This window comes from Methylobacterium sp. BTF04 (assembly GCF_010692745.1).
Lineage (GTDB): Bacteria > Pseudomonadota > Alphaproteobacteria > Rhizobiales > Beijerinckiaceae > Methylobacterium.
The window spans coordinates 1-19,971 of record NZ_JAAHTB010000051.1 but is presented as its reverse complement, the minus strand read 5'-3'; the positions used below and the strand labels follow the sequence as shown (position 1 = coordinate 19,971).

Below are 19,971 nucleotides of genomic sequence, written 5' to 3'. Positions count from 1 at the left end.
CGCTGGCGCATCGAGGCTACCTTCTGCCGCCTAAAGGACTTCCGCCGCATCGCGATGCGCAACGACAAACTCGCTCGCAACTATGCCTCAGCCGTCGCAATCGCCTTCTGGAGCTGATCAAGTCCAGACCCTAGATTCAGCTTTAAAGTAGTTATACTTAAGTTTCTTAAATCTAAATTTGAGCACCGAAATATCATGAAGGCGACTTACTCAACTTATTTATTCGTGAGCATTATTACAATTGGCTGAAATAACTCTAATCCAATATAAATTCGCGTGCTGAGAGGTGGTTCCGGGAATCTTCACATCGAGCTGAGCGGAATTTCTGCCTGATGGTGGACAGCTGCGGATCAGGAGCGATGTCGAGCAAGCGACTGTGCCGGAACCACCTCTCAGCCTTCAAGGCGAAGGTGGCTCTGGCCGCCAAGCGGGGCGAAAGGACCCTGGCCGAACTGGCCTGGCACTTCGATATCCACCCCAACCAGATCCTTTCTCAGCGTCGCATCGTTCGAAAACGATCACTAACCGGCTAATATCCCAACCCCAATGCAAATAACGGCTACACATAAACATCTCGAATTATTGTCTCAAAACACCTAATTCGAGGATAATACCATTTTTGGATTTAATTACACTATAAGTAGCACTCGGACAGTTTACTTAAATTAATGCTTTAGTAACTTCCCTTCTGTCGAATAACCGCAGGCACCGTCATGAAGATAATTTGAAGATCACGGCCCAGATGCCACCCTTGAGCATATTGCAGATCCAGCAAGACGCGGTCACCATAGGAACATTCGCTACGACCACTGACCTGCCAGAGACCGGTAATACCCGGCGGTACAGAAAAGCAGTCGGAGAACGACTCGCCGTATCGTGAAATCTCAGCCTCTACGATCGGCCGGGGCCCGACTAGGCTCATCTCTCCGCGAAGAACGTTGAAGAGCTGTGGCAACTCGTCGAGGCTGCTCTTCCGCAAAAAGCGTCCCAGACGGGTCACACGCGGATCAGCCACTAATTTGTGATTGCGGGACCACTCCTCCCGAGCTTCCGGATGGGTATCAAGATAACGCTGAAGCACCGCTTCTGAATTATTCACCATCGAGCGAATCTTCAAGCAAGAGAATGCGGTCCCATTCCGACCGATCCGACGATGTCTAAAGATCGGAGACCGACCATCACTCATCCACACCGCTGTACACAGGATCACCAGCAATGGAAGAACGAGAAATAGAGCCAAAGCTGCTACCGAAACATCGAGGGTCCGCTTTCCTGCAATCCCCAAGCGGATCGGCTTCCGCTCCGACCGAATTGGGATCGAGCCCTCTCTGATAAACTTTTGAAAAAATATATCGCCGCTTCGAACGATTCCGCTCATTTGCACCCTCGATATCGAAAACAACACTATGAATTTTTGCTGTTTCACCGATCGTATCGATCAAGTCAAGACGGTTTAACGGATAGTTAACCATCCGATTTTTTGCTTTCTAGTATGAGATAAATACTTAGAAGCAATGTAAATAAAAAACGTTATTGATCTTATGGTCGGCCTCCACGCGTCAGTCGGCTTGAATGCGGCTACACTCACGAGAGACAACTGCGCATCGGTTCCACAACTAGTTGGCGCCCGATGGTCGAAGTCGAGAAGTCCGGTGATTGAGACATGCCGGTTGTGCGTCTCGTGGGAGCGTCCGAATTCATACGGACAAACTCGGCGGGTTGGTTTCGAAAGCTCGCAGGGAGAAGGCTTGTGCCGAGGCATCCCATAAGGTCAGCTCTCTTACCGAAGTCGCCTCCACCCCTCACCACTCTTTGGCCCGCGAAGCTGATTATCGGCCGTCTCGGTCAGGCGTAATCCGATTGAGAGGCGTGGATTTTGGCTTCGCAGTGCAGCAAAATCGAAGAGTCTGGTGCGGCGCATCATTGGCGCGTCGTGGCCCTGGAATGCGGCTGAGGTGACGGACTGAAGGGATCCGCTCCTCGATAGCTGGATGCGCTAGGACAGTCGGACCAATGATACAATTTGGCGAACGGTTGTCCGCTGCCAATTCTTTAGATGCTATCGCTGACAGAAAGTCTTAGAGAGGTGATGTCGCCTTGATGCTTCGCTGCGTCCTTCGTCGAGGGACCTCGCACCTGCCAGAGCGGCACTTCTCCTGCGACGGTACCAAGGAGCAGATCGAGCCGGCATCGTTGGCGGAACCGAACATGGCTCCGCAGGAAGATGGTTGCGCGATGCATTCTTTAGTTCCTTCGCACCACTTAGGCCGATAAGGTTCATAGATTGGAATATTGCATTCCGAATGCTTCAACTTTCGGGGCGCAGCGGCCGATGAACAGCTCGTCGCGGCATTATCCGGGGTATCGCGGCCGTACGGAACACGACTCATAAATCGTCGGCCAATCGGTCAACGTTCCCCTTCGCCAACCGGCGCTTCGTGTGAGGATAGCTGTCGGCCCAGGGGTCGCAGATCGGGGGTTGCCGCCCCCGCGTGGGTCAGTTCTCGCGGCCGGGCCGTGTACGAGTATGCGACCGCTTGAGAAAACGTAGAGTCACCTTCGGCCGAGACGCAAGCACAAGGCGCACGTCCGCAGGTTATTCAGGACCAGGAAAATGTCTCGACGATCGGGCGACCCGACAGCGACCTAACAAACGAGAGGGCTCGACAGGACCAATGCTTTTTTTGAGAATTGATTTAGACTATTGCCTATCCTTGCCTCGGTCGATTCATCAACATCGAGCAGTCAATTGTGTAGACCGCACACAGCCCTTTTCAACGATCAGCTGCCAAACGGCGCAGAGCATACTTTTCAAGATTGCATCGCTCGGCGAACGCCTGATCGAAAGGATGCCGGAGGCGTAAGGGAAGGCGTATGAAGATAGCTTACTTTGTCCACGATCTAACGGATCCGGCGGTCGAGCGGCGTATACGAATGTTCAGGGCGGGCGGAGCGAAGGTTCTGCTTACGGGCTTCTATCGCGGATCGGCGCCAGAGCAGATCGATGGCATCGTTCCCTTTCCCCTCGGCGAGACAGCCGATGCCCGTTTGATTTCCCGCCTGATGATGACGCTTGGTCAGATGCTGCGCGGACGATGGCTGGCTTCTTGCGTCGCCGGAGCGGACGTCATCGTCGCGCGCAATCTGGAGATGCTTGCGATTGCGAGGAGTGCTCGCGGCAGCCGATCATCGGTTCCACTCGTCTATGAATGCCTCGACATCCATCGGCTCATGCTCTCGGAGCGACCGGTGGGTTTTGGCCTCCGAACAATCGAAGGATACCTGGCGAGAAAGGCGTCGGCGCTCGTCACGAGCTCGCCGGCCTTCGTCGACGAATATTTCTCAAGCCGGTCGAAAGTCGATCTGCCGGTGATCCTTGTCGAAAATAAAGTCTTCCTCGACGGCTCTGCGGCGTCTGCGCCCGCGATGACCACTCCGAGTGGATGCGGCCCGTGGCGAATTGGATGGTTTGGAGCCATTCGATGCCTCAAAAGCTTCAGAATCCTTTCCGAAGTGACTCGCCGCTTAAACGGCCGCTTGAACGTCGTGATCCGAGGACGACCAGCCTATTCGGAATTCCCGGATTTCGACGTCATGGTTGAGCGGGAACCGTTCATTTGTTTCCACGGGCCGTATCGCAATCCGGACGACCTGACGGCGATCTACGCCGAAGTCGATTTTGCCTGGGTGATCGACTTATTCGAAGAAGGACTGAACTCGGAATGGCTTCTGCCTAACCGACTTTATGAGAGCGGTTGGACGGGTACGATCCCGATAGCCAGGCAATCCACCGCAACCGGCCAGTGGCTCGCACGGCACGATGCGGGTATCCGCCTCAATGATAATCTGATCGATGATCTCGTCCGCTGCTTTCTTGAGCTCGACAGCACGAAGATCGATGACCTTGCGGCCGGCATCGCGGGCATCGACCGAAGCGCCTGGGTCTGCACTGCAGAAGAGTGTCGCGCGCTAAACGATCGGCTGATGAAGTGCGCCGTCCGCGCCACCAGTCACGGATAACATCCGGTCCGGTCCATTGAGGTCGAGCCGGTCGTCCGCGACTCGAGAGATTGACGCGCGGCGATCGCTGCAGCGCGTGTCGATGCACCAATCCGGACGCGTCGCGATCAGTTCCGAGCGACGGCCCGTTATTTTTTTATCCCGACGACGGCTCCGTAGATCGCTGGAGTTTCGATGCTGCTCGATAATAATCGGAAGCATCCGGCGGCCAAGATTTTGTTTTCTGAAAAAATATACAACTCCGATCGCCAAAGCTGATGCAGATTAGCATCTGCGACAAGATACACGGCGCGAGCTACTGAGATCACCACGACCCCGATTGACTTGGTGCTCGTCGACGATTAATCAACGGTTAAGGATACTCTATTCATAGAGTGAAGCCTTGCAGAGTTTCTGTTCCAAGAGTTCTGGTTAATTGCGCTCGATATCGAGTGAAATCGATATCAACACTGTTTTCTTAGGAGAATCTGACATGGCAACTGTTGATGGTGTGGTGAAGCTTCCCCAGTACGGAAAAATCCAGGGCGATGGAGGCCTTGTCGATAAGATGGCCGGCGACAGCGGCAACAATCAGCTTCAGGGACACGCCGAATTCAATCAGTATTATGGTGGCGCCGGCAACGACACGTTCGTGCTGGCGGCGAAGTTCGGGCAGAACACTGCGGAGGCTTCCCGCGACTTCTCGAAGCTCGCAACTTACATCACCGATTTCCATGGCGCGAACGGCGACTCGGCATCCTCAGGAAATGTCGGTGAGCATGACTTCATCAATCTGAGCGGCTTTGGCGTCGGTTCGAAGATTGAAACAGTCGGCGAGGCGAGTGCATCTGGTACTTCAGAGATCGCGAAGTTGTATCATTACTCGATCTTCGATACCCACACTGGCGAATACTATAACTTCATGGTAAACTCGCTCAACGGAAAGGCCCTTGGCGCAGGGGACTTTAACTTCTATGCTTCAACTCCGGTGAGTGAGCATATCATCTCTTAAGCTGATGTTCTGACGAATTATCGAATTTCGTCTTTTTGAAGTTTTAAGATGGCGGCGCTTGCGCCGCCATCACTATTTTTTCGATATTCTCAGATAGCCTTTTGTTCTTGATTAGGATTTGGCTATCGCGCAGGCAGGGCAATGACTGCAAGCTTGATCAAGGCTACAAGACTGGCGACCAATTTACTGTCGTGAGTTGCGATACAGTAGGACTGCTTTGGGTGCTGTAAGCCCCGCTTTTTCGCTTCACGTAAGTCTCTCCATCGGAGCCGCAACAGAATTTGTGCGAGTGCCGTGTTGAAATGACGACCTTGTCAGCACCTCGAGGGATAGCTGCGTCGTTCGAATAGGCGCCGAAGGTTTCGGCGGCGGATGTCGTCGCAGCTATCCATCCCGATTCTGGAGCCGCAACGCCTCCAAGTCCCGGAATGGTCGTAATATCTCGCCCAAGATGATCGCGCTCTATGGGCCAGCCAGCTTACCTTGAGAGCAAGGGCGCCTTACCACAGACAACTGCGGAAGCGAGACACGCGAGCAGTGTGCATTCTGTTCGCACTAGCGAATCATCACTTAGGAAAATATTTGAATTTATTGTCTGCTTTGCTTGTCCGCCTGATTCCCAATAGACGCTTTATCATACGGGTCATCGGAACCTCTATAAATCGGGATACCACCACAGCCGTGATGATTGATATCCCGTAAACTATAAAAATTATCACAATACTATTCGTGATAGATACTGAATAATAGATGTTGGATAATTTTATTATAGACTGCGCCACGAATGGGTGAATGAGATAGAGAGAATAACTGGCGTTGCCTAGCAAGATTAGCGGTCGCCATGTGAGTGAAACACCGCAGCGGTCCATCGTCAGCGCCGCAGCGACCAAGGCTGCAGCAGGGAGACCAGCGAGGGGCAAATCCGCCAGCGACCACGTCGCCATGAAAAGCATAAGCGGCAGAGCGACTATTGCGACGGCTATAGAAATCATTGCTGCCAATGGGTTGTTGGGCAAGCAGTGATAAAACCGCGCGATGACCATGCCAAGGCCAAACTCAAGAATGATCGGACGCGTGAAGAAACGCGCTGGAATGTTGATTGGGTCAAAAAAATAGCCAGCAGCAACTACTGCCACGAGCGCGGCGCACGCAACTGATATTCTTGTTTCCCATTTCTCTATATACAAACATATGGAAAAAATAACGTAGAACATAATCTCATAATTCAATGTCCAGCCGAGGAAAAGTATCGGTGCGACACGTTGATCGTCCCTTAGGTAGGGAATGAAAGAAAGCGATTTAGCCAAATATTCAAAATTTGCTTTCGTGGCTCCAAGCAGCTGAGGTTTGACGAGCGCCAGTACGAAGACGATTAGTGTCAGCAACCAATAGAGCGGGGCGACGCGCGCGAAACGATTAGAAATAAAGTCAACCGGCGTAAGCGTCTTCCCGTTCGTCGTATGAACCATGATGAAACCGCTAATGACAAAAAACAGATCTACCCCAGAGCTCGCAGCGACTGTAATATAGTGGAACTCACCAAGTGGTTTTAGCGCGACCTCACAATGCACTATGATTACCAGCAAAGCTGCAATGGCTCTTAGGGCTTGTATATTTACGATAATCAAAATAACTCCTCCCGGGAAATACAAATTGTATAATGCCTATTTTATTTCAATTAAAAATCTGTATGCGAATGTGAATCGTCTTTGGCTCAGACAACTCCCGGTGCAGGCGTCTCCCGGGCAATCTTCATGCGCACGGCCATGATGATCCGCCCAAGGTCGCGTCGGTAGATCACCAGGATCGAAGCCAAAGTCGCGGCCGCGCTCAGCATGATCGCCAACACGGAAGGCGGGATACCTGCGAGGCCGGCGGGGCTCCAAGCTGCGACAGCCTGTTTCGCACCGATGCCGATCAGGGCAAACCAGAGTAACGGGACGAGCACATGGCGAAAATAGAGTGTCGCCATAGCCTCTGTCTCTCGGCGTGTAAGATAGGCGGACACAAGGCAGAACATCCAGCTTTTTAAAGCGATGGCCGCTGCGACCCAAATTAGTCCACTGCTGGAATACATAACCACTGCGCCAAGGCCGACAACTGTCGAGCACAAAACATAAATCAACAACGTGCCGTTACGGCTGCTGACGGACAGCAGGGAGCCGTGAATGCTGCCGTATATGCGTGCCAAACCGGACAGCGCGAGCAATGCACAGATCGGTGCGGCATCGAGCCAGCGGCTTCCGAAAATCCAGCCGATCCAGTCCCGTTGGAACGACACAAAGGCGATCACGGGTACACCGAAAAGCAGACTAGTGATCCGAACGGCATTCTCCACGATGCGGCCGCGCTCGGCGACGGCCCGGCTCGCGAAGAGCGGCTGATACATGATCGCGGAGAATGAGGATGAGGTGCTCATCAGCACGGTCTCGAGACGCTTTGAGAGATTGTAGGTTCCGACCAGCGACGTCGATACGAAAATGGATACGACAAGCGTGTCGGCATAATTATTGATTGCCGCCAAGAGCCGGACTGCGGATGAATAGCCTGCTTGTCGAAACAGTATTTTCAGCGGCGTAATTCCGATGCTTGGTCGCACCAATGCATTCTGCCCGCGAACGATCAGCAGGAAGCTCAGTGCCGACTGAAGCAGATAGTACAGGATCAAGCCACCCAGCGCGTGGTCAAGGAAGGCCAGCCCGGATCCAACCGCCGCCGCTATGACGTTGGCGATGACCGTCCGCATGGCGAGCCGGCGGAAGGTAAGCTGGCGCGCCAGGGCCGCCTGCGGCTGGATCGACGCCACATCGAACAGGAGCTTCGGCGCAAGCAGGAGAAGGATCGGCACGATCGCGTCGAATCCGGTCATATACTGGCCAATCAGGACGATCACGGCCATGTAAGCTATTGTCGCCACCGATCCGCTGACGAGCAACAGCCCGAGCGACGCACGCTCCTCATCCGGGGTCGTCTCGCGCCGCAGGAGGATTTCGTACAAGCCGAGCGGACAGATCGTCTTGAGGATCTCGACGATGGAGACGGCGATCCCGACCGAGCCCACCTGCCAAGCGTCACCGGTTCGGGCGAACACGATGAACAGCACGAACGGAATCAGCACGGTCGCGGCCGCGTTCAGAAGGGACCAGATCAAGGGGCCGAGCATGTCCAGTTCCCTTCGCCCCGCGAGTCAGGGCGCTGTAGATTCTTTAGCGCGCACCCGAATCGTGCGAGCCGCCGCTCGATTGCGTCCGGCCGTGGCGTTGCGTTGGCACGTCTGTAAAGCCCGAAGCTGAAGAGCGATCCGCATCAGAAATCCGATTTCGCGAGTTCGCGTCGTGAAAGACGTTGGGTCGCCCACCCCCCTCTACGAAGGCGTAGCGAAGCGGTCGATCATCATCGCCTTACCCATTCGCTAGTTTTCTGAATTTTTGAATCGTCACGCTCCTGTGCTCAGCCGGCCATCAGAGCCGACAACCGCCGAGATACAAACAATTTTATCGATCCGGCGAACCGATAGTTTCAATGGCCAAGATCACATCGCCTCATCAACTGGGGATGAGAACGATGTCGACGACCTATCTCAACGCAACGGGGCACGTACTCTCGGAAACCGAGTCATACACCAAGGGATTTCTCGCCAACGCCAAGTCCATCCTCTTGGGAACCACCGGGAATGACGGCCTGCGGACCGGCGGAAGCAGCACGCTCAGCGGCGGATTGGGGGACGACACCTACTTCGTTTATACCCAGAAGGACTTGGTCGTCGAAAAAAATAATCAGGGCACGGACACCATCGTCTCGACCGCGAACTATTATGTCCTGCCAGACTTCGTCGAAAATCTGACTTTGGCCGGCGTTAATTCGAGCGGCCTGGGCAACAGCCTCGACAACATCATCAGGAGCACCGGTACCGGCAACCAGACCCTGAATGGCGGAGCCGGGAACGATGTCCTCATCGGTGGCGTCGGCAGGGACACGTTTGTCGCCGTCCAGGGTGACGGGTCGGACGTTATCTTAAATTTCAACACGGCGAACGATAAAGTTCAGCTCAATAACTATTTAACATTGAACAGCTTTGCCAAAGTCCAGTCTGCGATGACGCAGGTGGGTGCGGACACGGTAATCAAGCTCGAAGGCGGAGAGACGCTTACCCTTCGCGACCATAAAGTTGCCGACTTCACCGCAGCGAACTTCGCCCTGCCGTTGGATCTCTCGAAATTCGCCCTGACCTTCTCGGACGACTTCAATTCGTTCTCAGGTTCCGCAACCGGCAAGTCCACCACGTGGATGACCAAGTTCCCGACCAACGGAACCGGCGCGCGCACGCTGCCGACCAATCATGAGGATCAGTATTACTCGGACAGCTCGGTTGGCGTGAACCCGTTCAGCATCAAGGACGGGGTGCTCGACATTACCGCCGCCCATGCAACACCGGGTATAGAGACCCCCGCCGGTTCGGGGCTGGATTGGACCTCGGGTCTCATCACCACCTACAAGTCGTTTTCGCAGCTATACGGATACTTCGAGGTCCGGGCCGAGCTTCCGGCCGGACAGGGCTTCTGGCCCGCATTCTGGCTGCTGCCCGCAGATCTCTCCTGGCCGCCCGAACTCGACGTCTTCGAGGTCCTCGGGAACGACCCAGGCACCGTCTATGCGAGCACTCACTCGAAAATCGGCGGCCCCAACGTCACCAACACCCAGATCGTGACCGGTATTGATACCTCCAAAGGCTTCCACACCTACGGCGTCAATTGGCAAGCCGACACGATCACTTATTACATCGACAACAATGCTGTCGCCAAAGTGGCGACCCCAAGCGACATGAAGAAGCCGATGTACATGCTGCTGAATCTCGCAGTCGGCGATAAGGGCTCCTGGCCGGGCGCCACCGACGCCAGCACCCCCAACGAAGGCCATATGCTGATCGACTATGTGCATGCCTATGCGGCGAAGCCGAATGCCGTCGTAGTGCCGACCCCACCCAAGATGGACGCAGTGACCGCACCGGTCTCTGCCCCCCCGGTCGTCGCCCCGACGCTCGGCGTTGCGTCCCTCACCAAGGGCACCGGAGCGGTAGCCACGGCTTCACTCACCGGAACGGCAGCGGCCGGGGCCTCTGTGACGATCTATGACGGCGCGACGCTTCTCGCCACGGCCGGAGCCGACTACAAGTCGGGCGCATTCTCCCTGTCGCTGAAAGATCTCGCAGCCGGTAACCATGTCCTGTCCGCGAAGGTCGGCTCAACCAACGTGAGCGCCGACGTGGTGGTGGTGGTCGAGACGGCCGCCAACATTGCCACCCAATTGCCGACGCTCCAGGCGTCCGGAAAAGTAGCGGCGATCTATCTCATCGACAGCCACGTAATCCCGGTCGCCTCCGTGGCGGCGATGACGAACCTGATCTCTGGAAGCAAGGATGCCCTGGCGGCGATCCGGGATGGCTACAGCTTCGCTGTAACAAACGCGACGACCATGAGCAAAAGCGTCGCCAACTATGACGGCGCAGGAAAACTAACCTCGAAGATTACGTCGGATCTGCTGAACGGCAAAGTTGTTCGCTCAGTTGAGAGTTCTGCCGACGGATCGAATGCGACGCTTGTCTATACCAATGGTTTCGTGACCAGCGAAACGCTGTTGCACGCCGACAAGACCAAGGACGTGCAGCTCAGCAACATCGTCGGGCAGACCTACACCGCGGAGCACGACAGTTACGATGCCACCGGGACCCTAATCTCGACGATCCGCAGCCACGGCGACGGCTCGAAGGCTTGGGAGTACACGCTGAACAAGCAGACGAACGTCAAGACCACCAGTTCCTACGATGCATCCGGAGCGATCACCGCTCAGACTGTCACATCGCCGACGGAAAGTGTCGAGAAAAAGTACGTCGGTACGCTCCTCACGTCCGAATACACATCCTACACGGCGGGATCGGCCGACATTGCCAGCTTGAAGACTTACACCAACGGAGCGCTGACCCGCGAAACCGTGCGGCACAGCGATCAAACCAGTGAGAACTCGGTTTATAACATAGAAGGCAAAAGCTACGTCGCGAAGCACGACACGCTGGATGCTTCTGGCAAGACGACGATCACCGACCTGACCAACAAAGATGGGTCGCACAGCGTCGCCGGCTTCAAAGCCGGCCTGTCGCTGGAATCGAACGCCAATTCACCGGATACGTTGAAGGGCCTCGGAAGCGATACGTTCGTGTTTCAGAAGCATTCCGGAATGGACACCATTGTCGGGTTCCACAGTGGCAGTGGCGTCGGCCACGACGTCATCGAGATCGACGACAGCGTCGCGGCGACGATCGCCCAGCTTTCCTTCACCACCGTCGGTCACGACACAGTCATCCATCTGACGGCCACCGACACAATTACGCTGCAGGGCGTTTCCCAGGCCGCGTTGAGCCACGACAACTTCTGGTTTCATTAGGCGCGCGTCGCGGAAGGGCGGCCAGATTGGCCTGATGAAGGCCCCCCCTACGGGGGGCTGACCAAAACCGGGACAGGGGCGCCGCGATCGAACAGCGCCCTTCTAACGTAACGTGACGGCGCCACCCACGCCAGGGGCATCCCCGTCGGGGTACGGTTTCGGATCCTGCATCGGCCCATTTCCGATCGGCAATCCGGCTCTACTTCCGCGATGGAGATTCTGTCCGCCCGACTGGATGATCGAGCGTTCTCGCCGCCTCAATGAACGACGATCTGGCCGTGACAAACCGTCGACTGTGTCGTCTCGACACCAGTTCACAGTTCAATTCAGAGAAAATTTCGAAGCCAGGAGACATCTGAGTTGAGCGCCCGTAGTTGTGACGTGACGAACCAGATCAGTCCGGCTTCAGGCCATGCCTGGGAGGCAGTAGTTGCGACGCAGTTACAATAATCATTCAAAACGCCGCGCGTCGCCGGCTTCAGATGTCGAAAACTCTCGGATCGACCTCGGTCGGCGGAGATGGCAGCAATCGTATCTCGGCGTCCTGTCCGTCCTTATTTTGGCGATCCTATCGGGCTGCACCTTCATTTCAAGCGATGGGCCAAATCGCGGTGAGGTGCGTGCCGATGCCGCGCAGGCGACGGAGCCGAGCCCTCCAGTCGGCTTCGTCGTCCTTGATCTGAATCCCGCCGTTCTGCGGTCTGCCAATGCCAATACAGAGGCCCTGGGGCCGCGTTTCCCCCGGATACTCAACGGAGCGACCGCGCGCGAGGCCGCGATCGGGGTCGGCGACATCATCAACATTACCATTTTCGAAGCCTCTGCTGGCGGCCTGTTCATTGCTCCTGAAGGTGGAACATCGCGCGGCGGCAATTTCGTCGCGATCCCGCCGCAGCAAGTGGAAAGCAGTGGGACTGTCATCGTGCCGTATGCGGGCCGTATCCAGGCCGCCGGACGCACGCCGCAGCAAATGTCTAAAGACATCGCGGCACGCCTGAATCAGCGTGCCGTCGAGCCACAGGTTGTCGTTTCCATTGCGGATCGCCGGTCGGGCATCGTGAGTGTACTCGGCGACGTCAACCTGCCGACACGGGTCAATGTCGATCCGGGCGGACTTCGCCTGCTCGATGCGATTGCCCGCAGCGGCGGCCCGCGGAGCGCTCCCTATGAGACCATCGTCAACCTGAAGCGCGGGAACCGCAACACCCAGGCGATGCTCAGCGCCGTCGTGAAGGCTCCGGACCAGAATCCCTATCTCGCGCCGGGCGATACGGTGTTTTTGTCGAAGGAGCCGCGATACTACCTTACCCTCGGCGCCACCCCCGCTCCGGGCTCCATCGGGGGCACGAACAATCGTCGTTTCAGCTTTGAGAACGACACCATGAGCCTAGCGGAAGCCGCGGCGAAATCTGGCGGACTCGATCCGTCCCGCGCCGATCCCCGGGGGGTCTTCCTGTACCGCATGGAGTCCCGCAAGACTCTGGAAGCTCTCAATGTCGACCTCGGTGGGTACCCCGGTGAGTGGATTCCGACGATCTACAATTGCGATCTGAGCCGACCCGACGCGCTTTTCCTGGCGAACGACTTCGCGATGCGGAACCGCGACATCATCTTCGTTTCGGAGGCACCTGCCGCAGGCCTGCAACGGTTCACCAGCGCCCTGTCCGGGTTGACTGGCAATGCCAGCGCAGTGGCTGCGACACGGGTCTACTGACATGACCCGTCATGCCTCGCTCATCCCGCGCGATGACCCGCAGTCACCGGCCGGCAGCGGGCGGGACGTCGGTCGCCATGAACGATTCCTATCCGCCTGCGCCGGGGCGCGTCGCCGCGCTCATTTCCGAAAAATCAGACCATCGATCATGCTGCGACTGGGAAGCATTCTGACGCTTGCGATCGCGATTCCCGCCGGACTGCACGCCAAGGAGGCGAGCCGGATCGTCGAAGGAAAAGTCGGGCAAGACTTGCGCATCGGCTTGTTCGGCAGTGTCAGACCCGACTGTCGGCCTGAACGGACGCCACCGGTTCGGATCGTAAAGCCGCCGATCCATGGCACGATCATCGTTGGGACCGGACAGACTCAAATCCCCGAAACCAGTACGACCTGTGGGGGAGCGACCTTCACGGTGCTGGCGATCTTCTTTCGTCCCGCAACCGACTTCGAGGGTGAGGACCAAACCGTCCTCGAGTTCGAGTCGGGCTCGGACGACAAGCCGGTTCAGATCGTGACTCTCGTTATCCGGCGCTGATGGGGAATTTGCCGATCGGCCGCAAGCCAGATCGGCGATGGGAAGGCGGCGCACGGTCTGCCACGGCAGGTCGCCAGGAAAAGCCAGTCAAGCGATCGCCGCGCTAGCGGAGCAGCCTTCTTTAGATGATCTTGCACAAGCGGAGCCGCAATCCTGCTAGGAGGCCCCCTGCGAAGAGGGCCGCGATGCTTCCACCAATCAAAGCGCCGCCGACTGCGAAAAAAAATCCGTACGGCAGAAAGCCATAGAAACCGCCGCCGCCGCCGATGAAAGCGCTCAGAAGGATCACGGGCATTTTAGTTCGGATCCTTTCGGCTTCGACCAGTGTCGCGCCTCGGTTTGAGGCAAGTTGCGACACTGGTCGGTTTTCGTTGCAGCGAGGTTAAAATATTTGATGGACCTGAGGTCGATGCTGGCCTCCTCTGTCGTTGGTCAGACGAGGATCCTGATTGACCGCTTGGACCGCATCGTCGGAATCGGCGTTCAACGCCGACGGGTCAAAGTGTGGAACCCTGGGCGCCCGATCATACTCAGTATCATCCGGTCGCCGTCGAGCATTCCGACGAAGCGATCGCCGCCGACTTCGAAGACGATCATGTTCTCTGTAATGTTTAGGACGTGGAGAGCGTCCCACTCGAACGGCTTGGACGGATTGCGGTTCGCCTGAATCGCATCCTCATCGATGGTCAAGGTGAAATCGTCGCTGGCCCATCGCCCTTCGAGAGCATTACGCGACCGCCGGTCGCTGACCGCGCCGGAAGCGGCACCGGGCACGACGAGGAATGCCGCCAGAAGGAGTGCCGCGAACCTTGCCATCAGCGGCCTTCGACTGAGCGCCATCGGTGCGACAAACATTGCGCTCCGACTTTTTACGTAAAAAAATTGATTATTCACGATTAACGCTACCTTAAAGCCATGGTCGACCTTTGATTGAATCCATGATGTAAGTCGACCTCAATTCCATAATCGAGAAAACGTAAAGGCATTCCGTGATCCCCCATGAAGATCCGCTCTGGTACGACCGCGAAGAGGAGGATGAACCCATGGGAATTCTACGCCTCGCAAGCTTTTTCGTCATAATTGCGCTTGCACAGCTGGTGTTTCTACCCGGAAAGGTTTGGGGGTATATTGAGACTGCAGTTACCTACGCCATCCGCGATGTAAAGGACCGCTAACGCTCGGGCGCCCTTCGCCGATGCGGAGGCGTCACGGTCGCAGACAAGTGGGTGAATCCACAGAAGTGGCTACGCAATTCGACCTACCTGGTATCGGTATGACACACGAAGGCTGGAGTGCTACTTTGAGGTTCGGAACTATGTGCGGCCGAGTCCCTGCGACGAAGCCCGGCTCCTCATACGAGCTTGGAAAGTTGCTCGTCCTGTTGCTGGCCGCCAGCATCTGGGCCGGGATCGCCGATGCCGCACCACTTCCTCCGATCATGGACGTTGCGACACTCGGACAACCCACGTTTGAAGAAACCTGGGCCATTTTTGACGCGAGCGAGATGCCGCGTCGTCCCCCGAAACCAACTCGTTGGCGCACCGTCACCGGTCAAGGCGACGCGACGAAGGCTGAATACCGATCCGGGAGCGAGATGAGCCTCTACGTCGACCGGACCTTCCGCGGTGTGAAGGATGGCCGTCTAGGCGATGCACCCCTTGGTATCGATCCGTTCATTGTCGAACCCGATGCGTCGCTGCGAATTCGCGCGATCGAAACGCCCGCTCGGTTTAAGAGCGTGGTGTTCGATCGCGCCTATCTGAGCGGATTCTTGACTACGAAGTTCAGCTTCTCACAATTGTTCGGCTACTTCGAAATCCGTGCCAAGCTCCCTGTCGGCAAAGGCCTTTGGCCGGCATGGTGGCTAATGCCAATCGTGGGGAAGTGGCCGGTCAACGGTGAACTGGACATCGTCGAAGGTTTGGGCGTCGCAAACGAGATCTGGTGCTCTGTCCATAGCGGTGAAAAGGGGAAGGAGCGCAGCCAGAAAATATCTCTGCCATTCGATGTTGCGAAGGATTGGCACAGTTACGGAGTGGCTTGGAGCGCTGAAGAGATCGTCTGGTATGTCGACCGGAAAGAGGTCTACCGCACGTCGACCCCTGCGGATATGAAGACCGTTCCGATGTACTTGATCCTCAATCTTGCCGTCGGTGGATCCTGGGGGGGGAAACCCGACGGCACCACACCGATGCCGGCAGATTTTCGGGTGGGACACGTAACCGTTTGGAGACTTTCCGCATAAAGTGGTGGTGGCGCGAACAGGCCTTTGCATTCGCAGCGAGAGGCGACGTTCTTTGACGAAGAACGGTGCAATGTGGACATGAAGCTCATGAACGTCTTCCCGTTCTGCCTGAGTTTGCTCATCACGACGGCGCTGTTCGTGAACGAGCTCTTCGGCCCGGCGCTGTTAGCAGTTGCGCTTGCAGTGATGGCCGTCCTGGTCGCGGCCAATCCCCGGATCATGTTTGTCACCGCCGTAAATTCTGGCGTGATCCAGTGGCTAATCCTTCTACTCCTCGGCCTATCGACACTCTGGTCCGGCGACCCGGCCATCACGTTCCGGGCTGCGGTTCAGGTTGGGCTGACGATACTCCTCGCGATCTGCCTCTGCAGCTATGCGCGGCCGATCCATCTCGTGCAGAGCATCAACATCGTCTGTGGCGTGATCGTCATCGCGAGCTTGATTTCCGGAAGGCGTGGCCTCGATGGCATGACGGGGATGTCGAATCTCGTCGGCATCACAAACAACAAGAATACCCTTTCGAGCTACGCGGGCCTTCTCGTGCTCAGCTCGATTACTATCCTCGCGACGCCGCGAACCTCCTGGGCGTGGAAGTCGGTCGCTCTTCTAGCAGCACCGATCGGTTTTCTAACCACCTTCGCTTCCTATTCGGTCGCCGTCATTTTCATTACCATCGTCGCAACGACGATTTTGGTTGCGATCAACTTGGCTCAACTCCTACCAAAACAGAAGAGACGCGATTACATCGAGCAGATGATCAGCGTCGGATTTATCGTGATCCCTGTCGGGGGCATTTTTTTCTCCTTCTTCTGGGATGATGCGCTTCGGCTCGTCGGTAAAGAGCCGACCCTCACCGGACGGACTGTCCTGTGGTTCTATGCCGACCGCTTTTCGAGAGATCACTATCTGATCGGTGTCGGATTTGCCGATTTTTGGGTCCAGGGAAAAGCTACGGCTGAGTTTCTGTGGCGTATGCTTCACATCGACAGCAGGAGCGGCTTTCATTTCCACAACATCTATTATCAGTTTTCTATAGAGCTTGGCGTTCTCGGCGTCATATTATTGGTTTTTTATCAAATTTTCATTCTCCGGGACATGGCAAAAAGTGTTCTGGACCAACCCAACGCCATCTCAGCCTTTCAAGCCGCCTTCGTTATTTTTTTGACGATCGAAGAATTCCAGGGCGTTGCCCTATTCCAAACCTTTAGCCCGCTTTTCTTCACTTGTGTCGCGTGTGTAACCTTCGCCCGCATGGCGCGCCATCGCGAGATCGCCGGCGTCGAAGGCGATCCGCGCGCAGTTTCACGGCCCCTCCGATCCCCGCGTTGCGAGGGGGGTGAGACCCAATCTCCTTGATCAGCCCGTGACGCGGCTGTTACGGACGACGGACAGAAAACCCTCGCACCCCTCCATCAGTGCGGCGAGTCCTGGCAGGCCTGGGGACGACGTAAGGAGCGCACGTCGATTTTAAAAAACGGTCCGCTTTCGTCGCGATGCCGCTGTGTGTCGACGACGTCGGTGCGGACGCGTTTGCCGTTCTTTGCTCCGGCGCGGAGCGCGTTCGCCATCAGGCCGCTGGTGCACAGGGGCGACATTCGACTGCGAGCAATCGGCGACGGACCGGAAGCGGCCGATCCAGCGTCGGGATCGCGCTCACCCTTCACGACGCGGTTGCGACCGGGGCCACTCTGGTAGGGCTTGCCGCGGTAAAGGCTTGCCGGCGGCTATTTCTCGATCTGGGGTCGCAAAGATCTGAGGCGACGGCATTGTGAGCGGGCGAGGCTGGAATGTATAGCGCCGGTGACCTTCGCCCGCTGGCAGACTCAGCGCTCGCTTGTGTTCTCCTGTACGGCAGAATCGAGGCGCCGATTCCCCGCATCGCCGTGGTCGGCGTGGCGCTGCCGCAATACTTCGCCCTGATGCCCGCCTACCTCGCGACACGCGGCGCGATAATCTGGAGCGCGCTGCGTAGGAACGGCCGTTTCCACGAGACGCGCGCACTGGAACTGCAGCATATGCGCGAGTAGCGCCACCGAATACTCCGCCATCGCGCGATCGAACGATCCGAACCGTTTCGGCTGAGCGCGGTCGCGCGTAGGATCGCAAATTACAGCGGTGATACAACGGTCACTTTATCACCGGTAAAGCCGAGACTTAGTGCGCAGTGCCCAGTGTTAAGCGCGATCCGTTGCAGACGCGGCTCGCGCGGCAACGACGGACGAGGCGCGGAATCTGCGCCGCGATCGGCACCCGGACGACGAGGGCCGAGCCCGCTGTCACGAAGGCGTTCCATTGATGGGAATAGTGAAGGTGTGCTGCTCGCCCTGGGCGTCGACGATCAGCACGGAGAAGAACGGGACGAGCATTAGAGGTAGGCTGGCGACGTCGCCCGCGGTCTAGGAGAACTCCCAGCGCTCCTTGACGGCGTCGACAAGCCTGACGATGAGAGGCCGAGCCCCCCCCCGCCCAGCGCAATTCCCCGCTGATGTCGAACCCAGTGATGTTGATGTCCACGCCGCTCAGGTCCTGCCAGTGCATCGGTAGTTCGTCGGCCACGCCACGGACAACGGTTATGGGCTCGGCACCGGCGGTGCTCGTGCTGATGGCAACCTCACTCGTAAGTTGTTTGAGGATGGATCGTTCAAGCGCCGCCGTGAGTTTGCGCCCGCCGGGTTAGGGCAAAAGGGGCGGCGCAATGGACGACTTCGAAACACCAACGGGCGTTCGGCGCCTCATCCGCCACGGGTTCGCCTACATCCGGATCGGCTTCTGGATGCTCCAGGTGAACCCTTGGCGGCGACCATATGAGAAACGCAAGTAGGCGGTCTCAGTCGTGCCAAGGCAGTTCAATTCGGCAACTGCCAGACCGTGACATGCTGGATGAAGCGGTCAGTGAGCATCGAACCCATCTCTGGAGAGATCGGCCTACAGACTTCCCACTTGTTGGGGGGGTGATGCTCAGCCTAGGAATGAATGTTCCAGCTAGGGGAAACACCATGCAGTACCGATCAATACAAGCGCTTAGGGCAATTGCCGCTCTGCTAGTAGTTGGGCATCACCTGAGTGACCACCGCTTTGTCGGCGGCGCTGCTGGCGTCGATGTTTTCTTTGTGATTTCCGGGTTCATTATGGGAACTATTGACAGGAAGGTTTCACCCGGTTTGTTTTTAGCGAAGCGACTCATTCGGATTGTGCCTCTCTATTGGGCGACTACGCTGGCCCTCTGCGCTGGCGCCACTGCGGGACTGTTCGCTCGCTTTACCTTCGACGCTCCGTCTTTACTGAAGTCTTTACTTTTCATACCCTATGTTAACGCGACCGGAAATATTTGGCCGCTATTGATTCCAGGCTGGACACTCAACGCCGAGATGTTGTTTTACGTTTTGTTTGCGGTAAGCCTTTGGTTTAAATCACCTCGCTTCATAGCATCTACAGCAATAGTATCGATTGTATTTCTTGGTGTAGTTTACTCACCCGAGAGCCCCCCTCTGCATTTCTGGACAATGTCTACCCTTCTTGAATTCATTGCAGGTTTGGCACTAGCTGGGCTGATACGGCCCGTCGGGTTGTACTGCGGGCTAAGCCTCATTGCCGTCGCCGCCGCCGCTTTCGTCGCCGTTGAGATCGGCTGGCATTACAGCGAGACCTTGCGCCCACTCGCTTGGGGTGGCCCGGCCGCCCTGATCGTGTGCGGCGCCCTAGCGATCGAACGGGCCGGGTGCTGGCCGAAACGTGCGCTCATCCCGATCGAGAAGATCGGCGATGCTTCTTATTCACTCTACCTAACACACGGATTTGTCGTAGCGCTGCTGCACCGTAAACTTGGCGTCACAATTCTTACCGGCGTCCTCGCCGTACCGCTATGTGTGGCAATTGCTATAATCACTTACCACGGCTTCGAGCAGCCCATCGGCGCAACCCTCTCTCGCCTTGTTAACCGGTCGAAACCCAGACCTGAGCCGCTTCTTTTTCGCTAGATGTTTGGTCCCGGTATTTGGTGGAGCGGGTTTGACCTGAAGCGGGAAGGC

The 19,971-nt window shown here is 56.7% G+C and carries 14 protein-coding genes and 2 pseudogenes; 11 read left to right on the top strand and 5 right to left on the bottom strand.

Translation table 11 applies throughout. The features are described 5' to 3' along the window. Positions 1 to 117: pseudogene (locus tag G3T14_RS20460) on the top strand (IS5/IS1182 family transposase); the annotation flags it as partial. 242 nt (positions 118 to 359) lie between these two features. Next, positions 360 to 488: pseudogene (locus G3T14_RS20455) on the top strand (IS3 family transposase); the annotation flags it as partial. A gap of 185 nt (positions 489 to 673) precedes the next feature. On the opposite strand, the gene G3T14_RS20450 reads toward G3T14_RS20455, so the two are convergent. Continuing rightward, positions 674 to 1,378 carry a sugar transferase gene (locus G3T14_RS20450; protein WP_163644384.1) on the bottom strand — a complete coding sequence of 235 codons (705 nt, stop codon included), beginning with the start codon at positions 1,376 to 1,378 and terminating at the stop codon, positions 674 to 676. A gap of 1,496 nt (positions 1,379 to 2,874) precedes the next feature. On the opposite strand from G3T14_RS20450, the gene G3T14_RS20445 reads away from it, so the two are divergent. Beyond that, a complete protein-coding gene (locus G3T14_RS20445; RefSeq protein ID WP_163644383.1) occupies positions 2,875 to 4,020 on the top strand; it encodes a glycosyltransferase family 4 protein in 1,146 nt (381 codons plus the stop codon). Between the two features lie 472 nt (positions 4,021 to 4,492). After that, complete coding sequence (locus tag G3T14_RS20440; protein WP_163644382.1) at positions 4,493 to 5,011, top strand: hypothetical protein; 519 nt, start codon at positions 4,493 to 4,495, stop codon at positions 5,009 to 5,011. 566 nt (positions 5,012 to 5,577) lie between these two features. On the opposite strand, the gene G3T14_RS20435 is transcribed toward G3T14_RS20440, so the two are convergent. Continuing rightward, positions 5,578 to 6,639 carry an acyltransferase gene (locus G3T14_RS20435; RefSeq protein WP_163644381.1) on the bottom strand — a complete coding sequence of 354 codons (1,062 nt, stop codon included), beginning with the start codon at positions 6,637 to 6,639 and terminating at the stop codon, positions 5,578 to 5,580. A gap of 86 nt (positions 6,640 to 6,725) precedes the next feature. Next, positions 6,726 to 8,174 carry an oligosaccharide flippase family protein gene (locus G3T14_RS20430; RefSeq protein ID WP_163644380.1) on the bottom strand — a complete coding sequence of 483 codons (1,449 nt, stop codon included), beginning with the start codon at positions 8,172 to 8,174 and terminating at the stop codon, positions 6,726 to 6,728. A 401-nt stretch (positions 8,175 to 8,575) separates the two neighbouring features. Here G3T14_RS20430 and G3T14_RS20425 point away from each other — a divergent pair, with 401 nt between their 5' ends. The 3 genes from G3T14_RS20425 (at position 8,576) to G3T14_RS20415 (ending at position 13,698) form a co-directional block, all read left to right on the top strand. Then, the gene (locus G3T14_RS20425) at positions 8,576 to 11,449 is read left to right on the top strand and encodes a family 16 glycosylhydrolase (protein WP_163644379.1); all 2,874 of its coding nucleotides are present in this window, start codon (positions 8,576 to 8,578) and stop codon (positions 11,447 to 11,449) included. 430 nt (positions 11,450 to 11,879) lie between these two features. Then, entirely contained in the window at positions 11,880 to 13,163 is a 1,284-nt protein-coding gene (locus tag G3T14_RS20420; RefSeq protein WP_163644378.1) for a polysaccharide biosynthesis/export family protein, read from the top strand. Between the two features lies 1 nt (position 13,164). Then, positions 13,165 to 13,698: a hypothetical protein gene (locus G3T14_RS20415; protein ID WP_163644377.1), complete on the top strand. Its 534-nt coding sequence runs from the start codon at positions 13,165 to 13,167 to the stop codon at positions 13,696 to 13,698. Between the two features lie 121 nt (positions 13,699 to 13,819). Here G3T14_RS20415 and G3T14_RS20410 read toward each other — a convergent pair whose 3' ends face one another. Both G3T14_RS20410 and G3T14_RS20405 read right to left on the bottom strand, forming a co-directional pair. Next, a complete protein-coding gene (locus G3T14_RS20410) occupies positions 13,820 to 13,993 on the bottom strand; it encodes a DUF3309 domain-containing protein (RefSeq protein WP_163644376.1) in 174 nt (57 codons plus the stop codon). Positions 13,994 to 14,181: 188 nt separating this feature from the next. Further along, complete coding sequence (locus tag G3T14_RS20405) at positions 14,182 to 14,553, bottom strand: hypothetical protein (RefSeq protein ID WP_204262969.1); 372 nt, start codon at positions 14,551 to 14,553, stop codon at positions 14,182 to 14,184. A gap of 514 nt (positions 14,554 to 15,067) precedes the next feature. Here G3T14_RS20405 and G3T14_RS20400 point away from each other — a divergent pair. The 4 genes from G3T14_RS20400 to G3T14_RS20385 all read left to right on the top strand — a co-directional run bounded on the left by G3T14_RS20400 (position 15,068) and on the right by G3T14_RS20385 (position 19,920). Further along, entirely contained in the window at positions 15,068 to 15,943 is an 876-nt protein-coding gene (locus G3T14_RS20400; RefSeq protein WP_163644374.1) for a glycoside hydrolase family 16 protein, read from the top strand. A 78-nt stretch (positions 15,944 to 16,021) separates the two neighbouring features. Next, positions 16,022 to 17,299, top strand: a complete 1,278-nt coding sequence (locus G3T14_RS20395; RefSeq protein WP_163644373.1) for an O-antigen ligase family protein — start codon at positions 16,022 to 16,024, stop codon at positions 17,297 to 17,299. Between the two features lie 431 nt (positions 17,300 to 17,730). Continuing rightward, positions 17,731 to 17,970 (top strand): hypothetical protein, encoded by a 240-nt coding sequence (locus tag G3T14_RS20390; RefSeq protein WP_163644372.1) that lies wholly within the window; start codon positions 17,731 to 17,733, stop codon positions 17,968 to 17,970. A gap of 846 nt (positions 17,971 to 18,816) precedes the next feature. Next, on the top strand, positions 18,817 to 19,920 hold the full coding sequence (locus tag G3T14_RS20385) for an acyltransferase (RefSeq protein ID WP_246733453.1): 1,104 nt from the start codon (positions 18,817 to 18,819) through the stop codon (positions 19,918 to 19,920). Positions 19,921 to 19,971 lie beyond the last annotated feature (51 nt).

What these genes read in the sequence shown, in the direction of transcription:
- G3T14_RS20450 (WP_163644384.1), bottom strand. Translation starts at nt 1,378, where the DNA reads ATGAGCGGAATCGTTCGAAGCGGCGATATATTTTTTCAAAAGTTTATC.
- G3T14_RS20445 (WP_163644383.1), top strand. Translation starts at nt 2,875, where the DNA reads ATGAAGATAGCTTACTTTGTCCACGATCTAACGGATCCGGCGGTCGAG.
- G3T14_RS20440 (WP_163644382.1), top strand. Translation starts at nt 4,493, where the DNA reads ATGGCAACTGTTGATGGTGTGGTGAAGCTTCCCCAGTACGGAAAAATC.
- G3T14_RS20430 (WP_163644380.1), bottom strand. Translation starts at nt 8,174, where the DNA reads ATGCTCGGCCCCTTGATCTGGTCCCTTCTGAACGCGGCCGCGACCGTG.
- G3T14_RS20425 (WP_163644379.1), top strand. Translation starts at nt 8,576, where the DNA reads ATGTCGACGACCTATCTCAACGCAACGGGGCACGTACTCTCGGAAACC.
- G3T14_RS20415 (WP_163644377.1), top strand. Translation starts at nt 13,165, where the DNA reads ATGACCCGTCATGCCTCGCTCATCCCGCGCGATGACCCGCAGTCACCG.
- G3T14_RS20410 (WP_163644376.1), bottom strand. Translation starts at nt 13,993, where the DNA reads ATGCCCGTGATCCTTCTGAGCGCTTTCATCGGCGGCGGCGGCGGTTTC.
- G3T14_RS20405 (WP_204262969.1), bottom strand. Translation starts at nt 14,553, where the DNA reads ATGTTTGTCGCACCGATGGCGCTCAGTCGAAGGCCGCTGATGGCAAGG.
- G3T14_RS20395 (WP_163644373.1), top strand. Translation starts at nt 16,022, where the DNA reads ATGAAGCTCATGAACGTCTTCCCGTTCTGCCTGAGTTTGCTCATCACG.
- G3T14_RS20390 (WP_163644372.1), top strand. Translation starts at nt 17,731, where the DNA reads ATGTATAGCGCCGGTGACCTTCGCCCGCTGGCAGACTCAGCGCTCGCT.
- G3T14_RS20385 (WP_246733453.1), top strand. Translation starts at nt 18,817, where the DNA reads ATGCTGGATGAAGCGGTCAGTGAGCATCGAACCCATCTCTGGAGAGAT.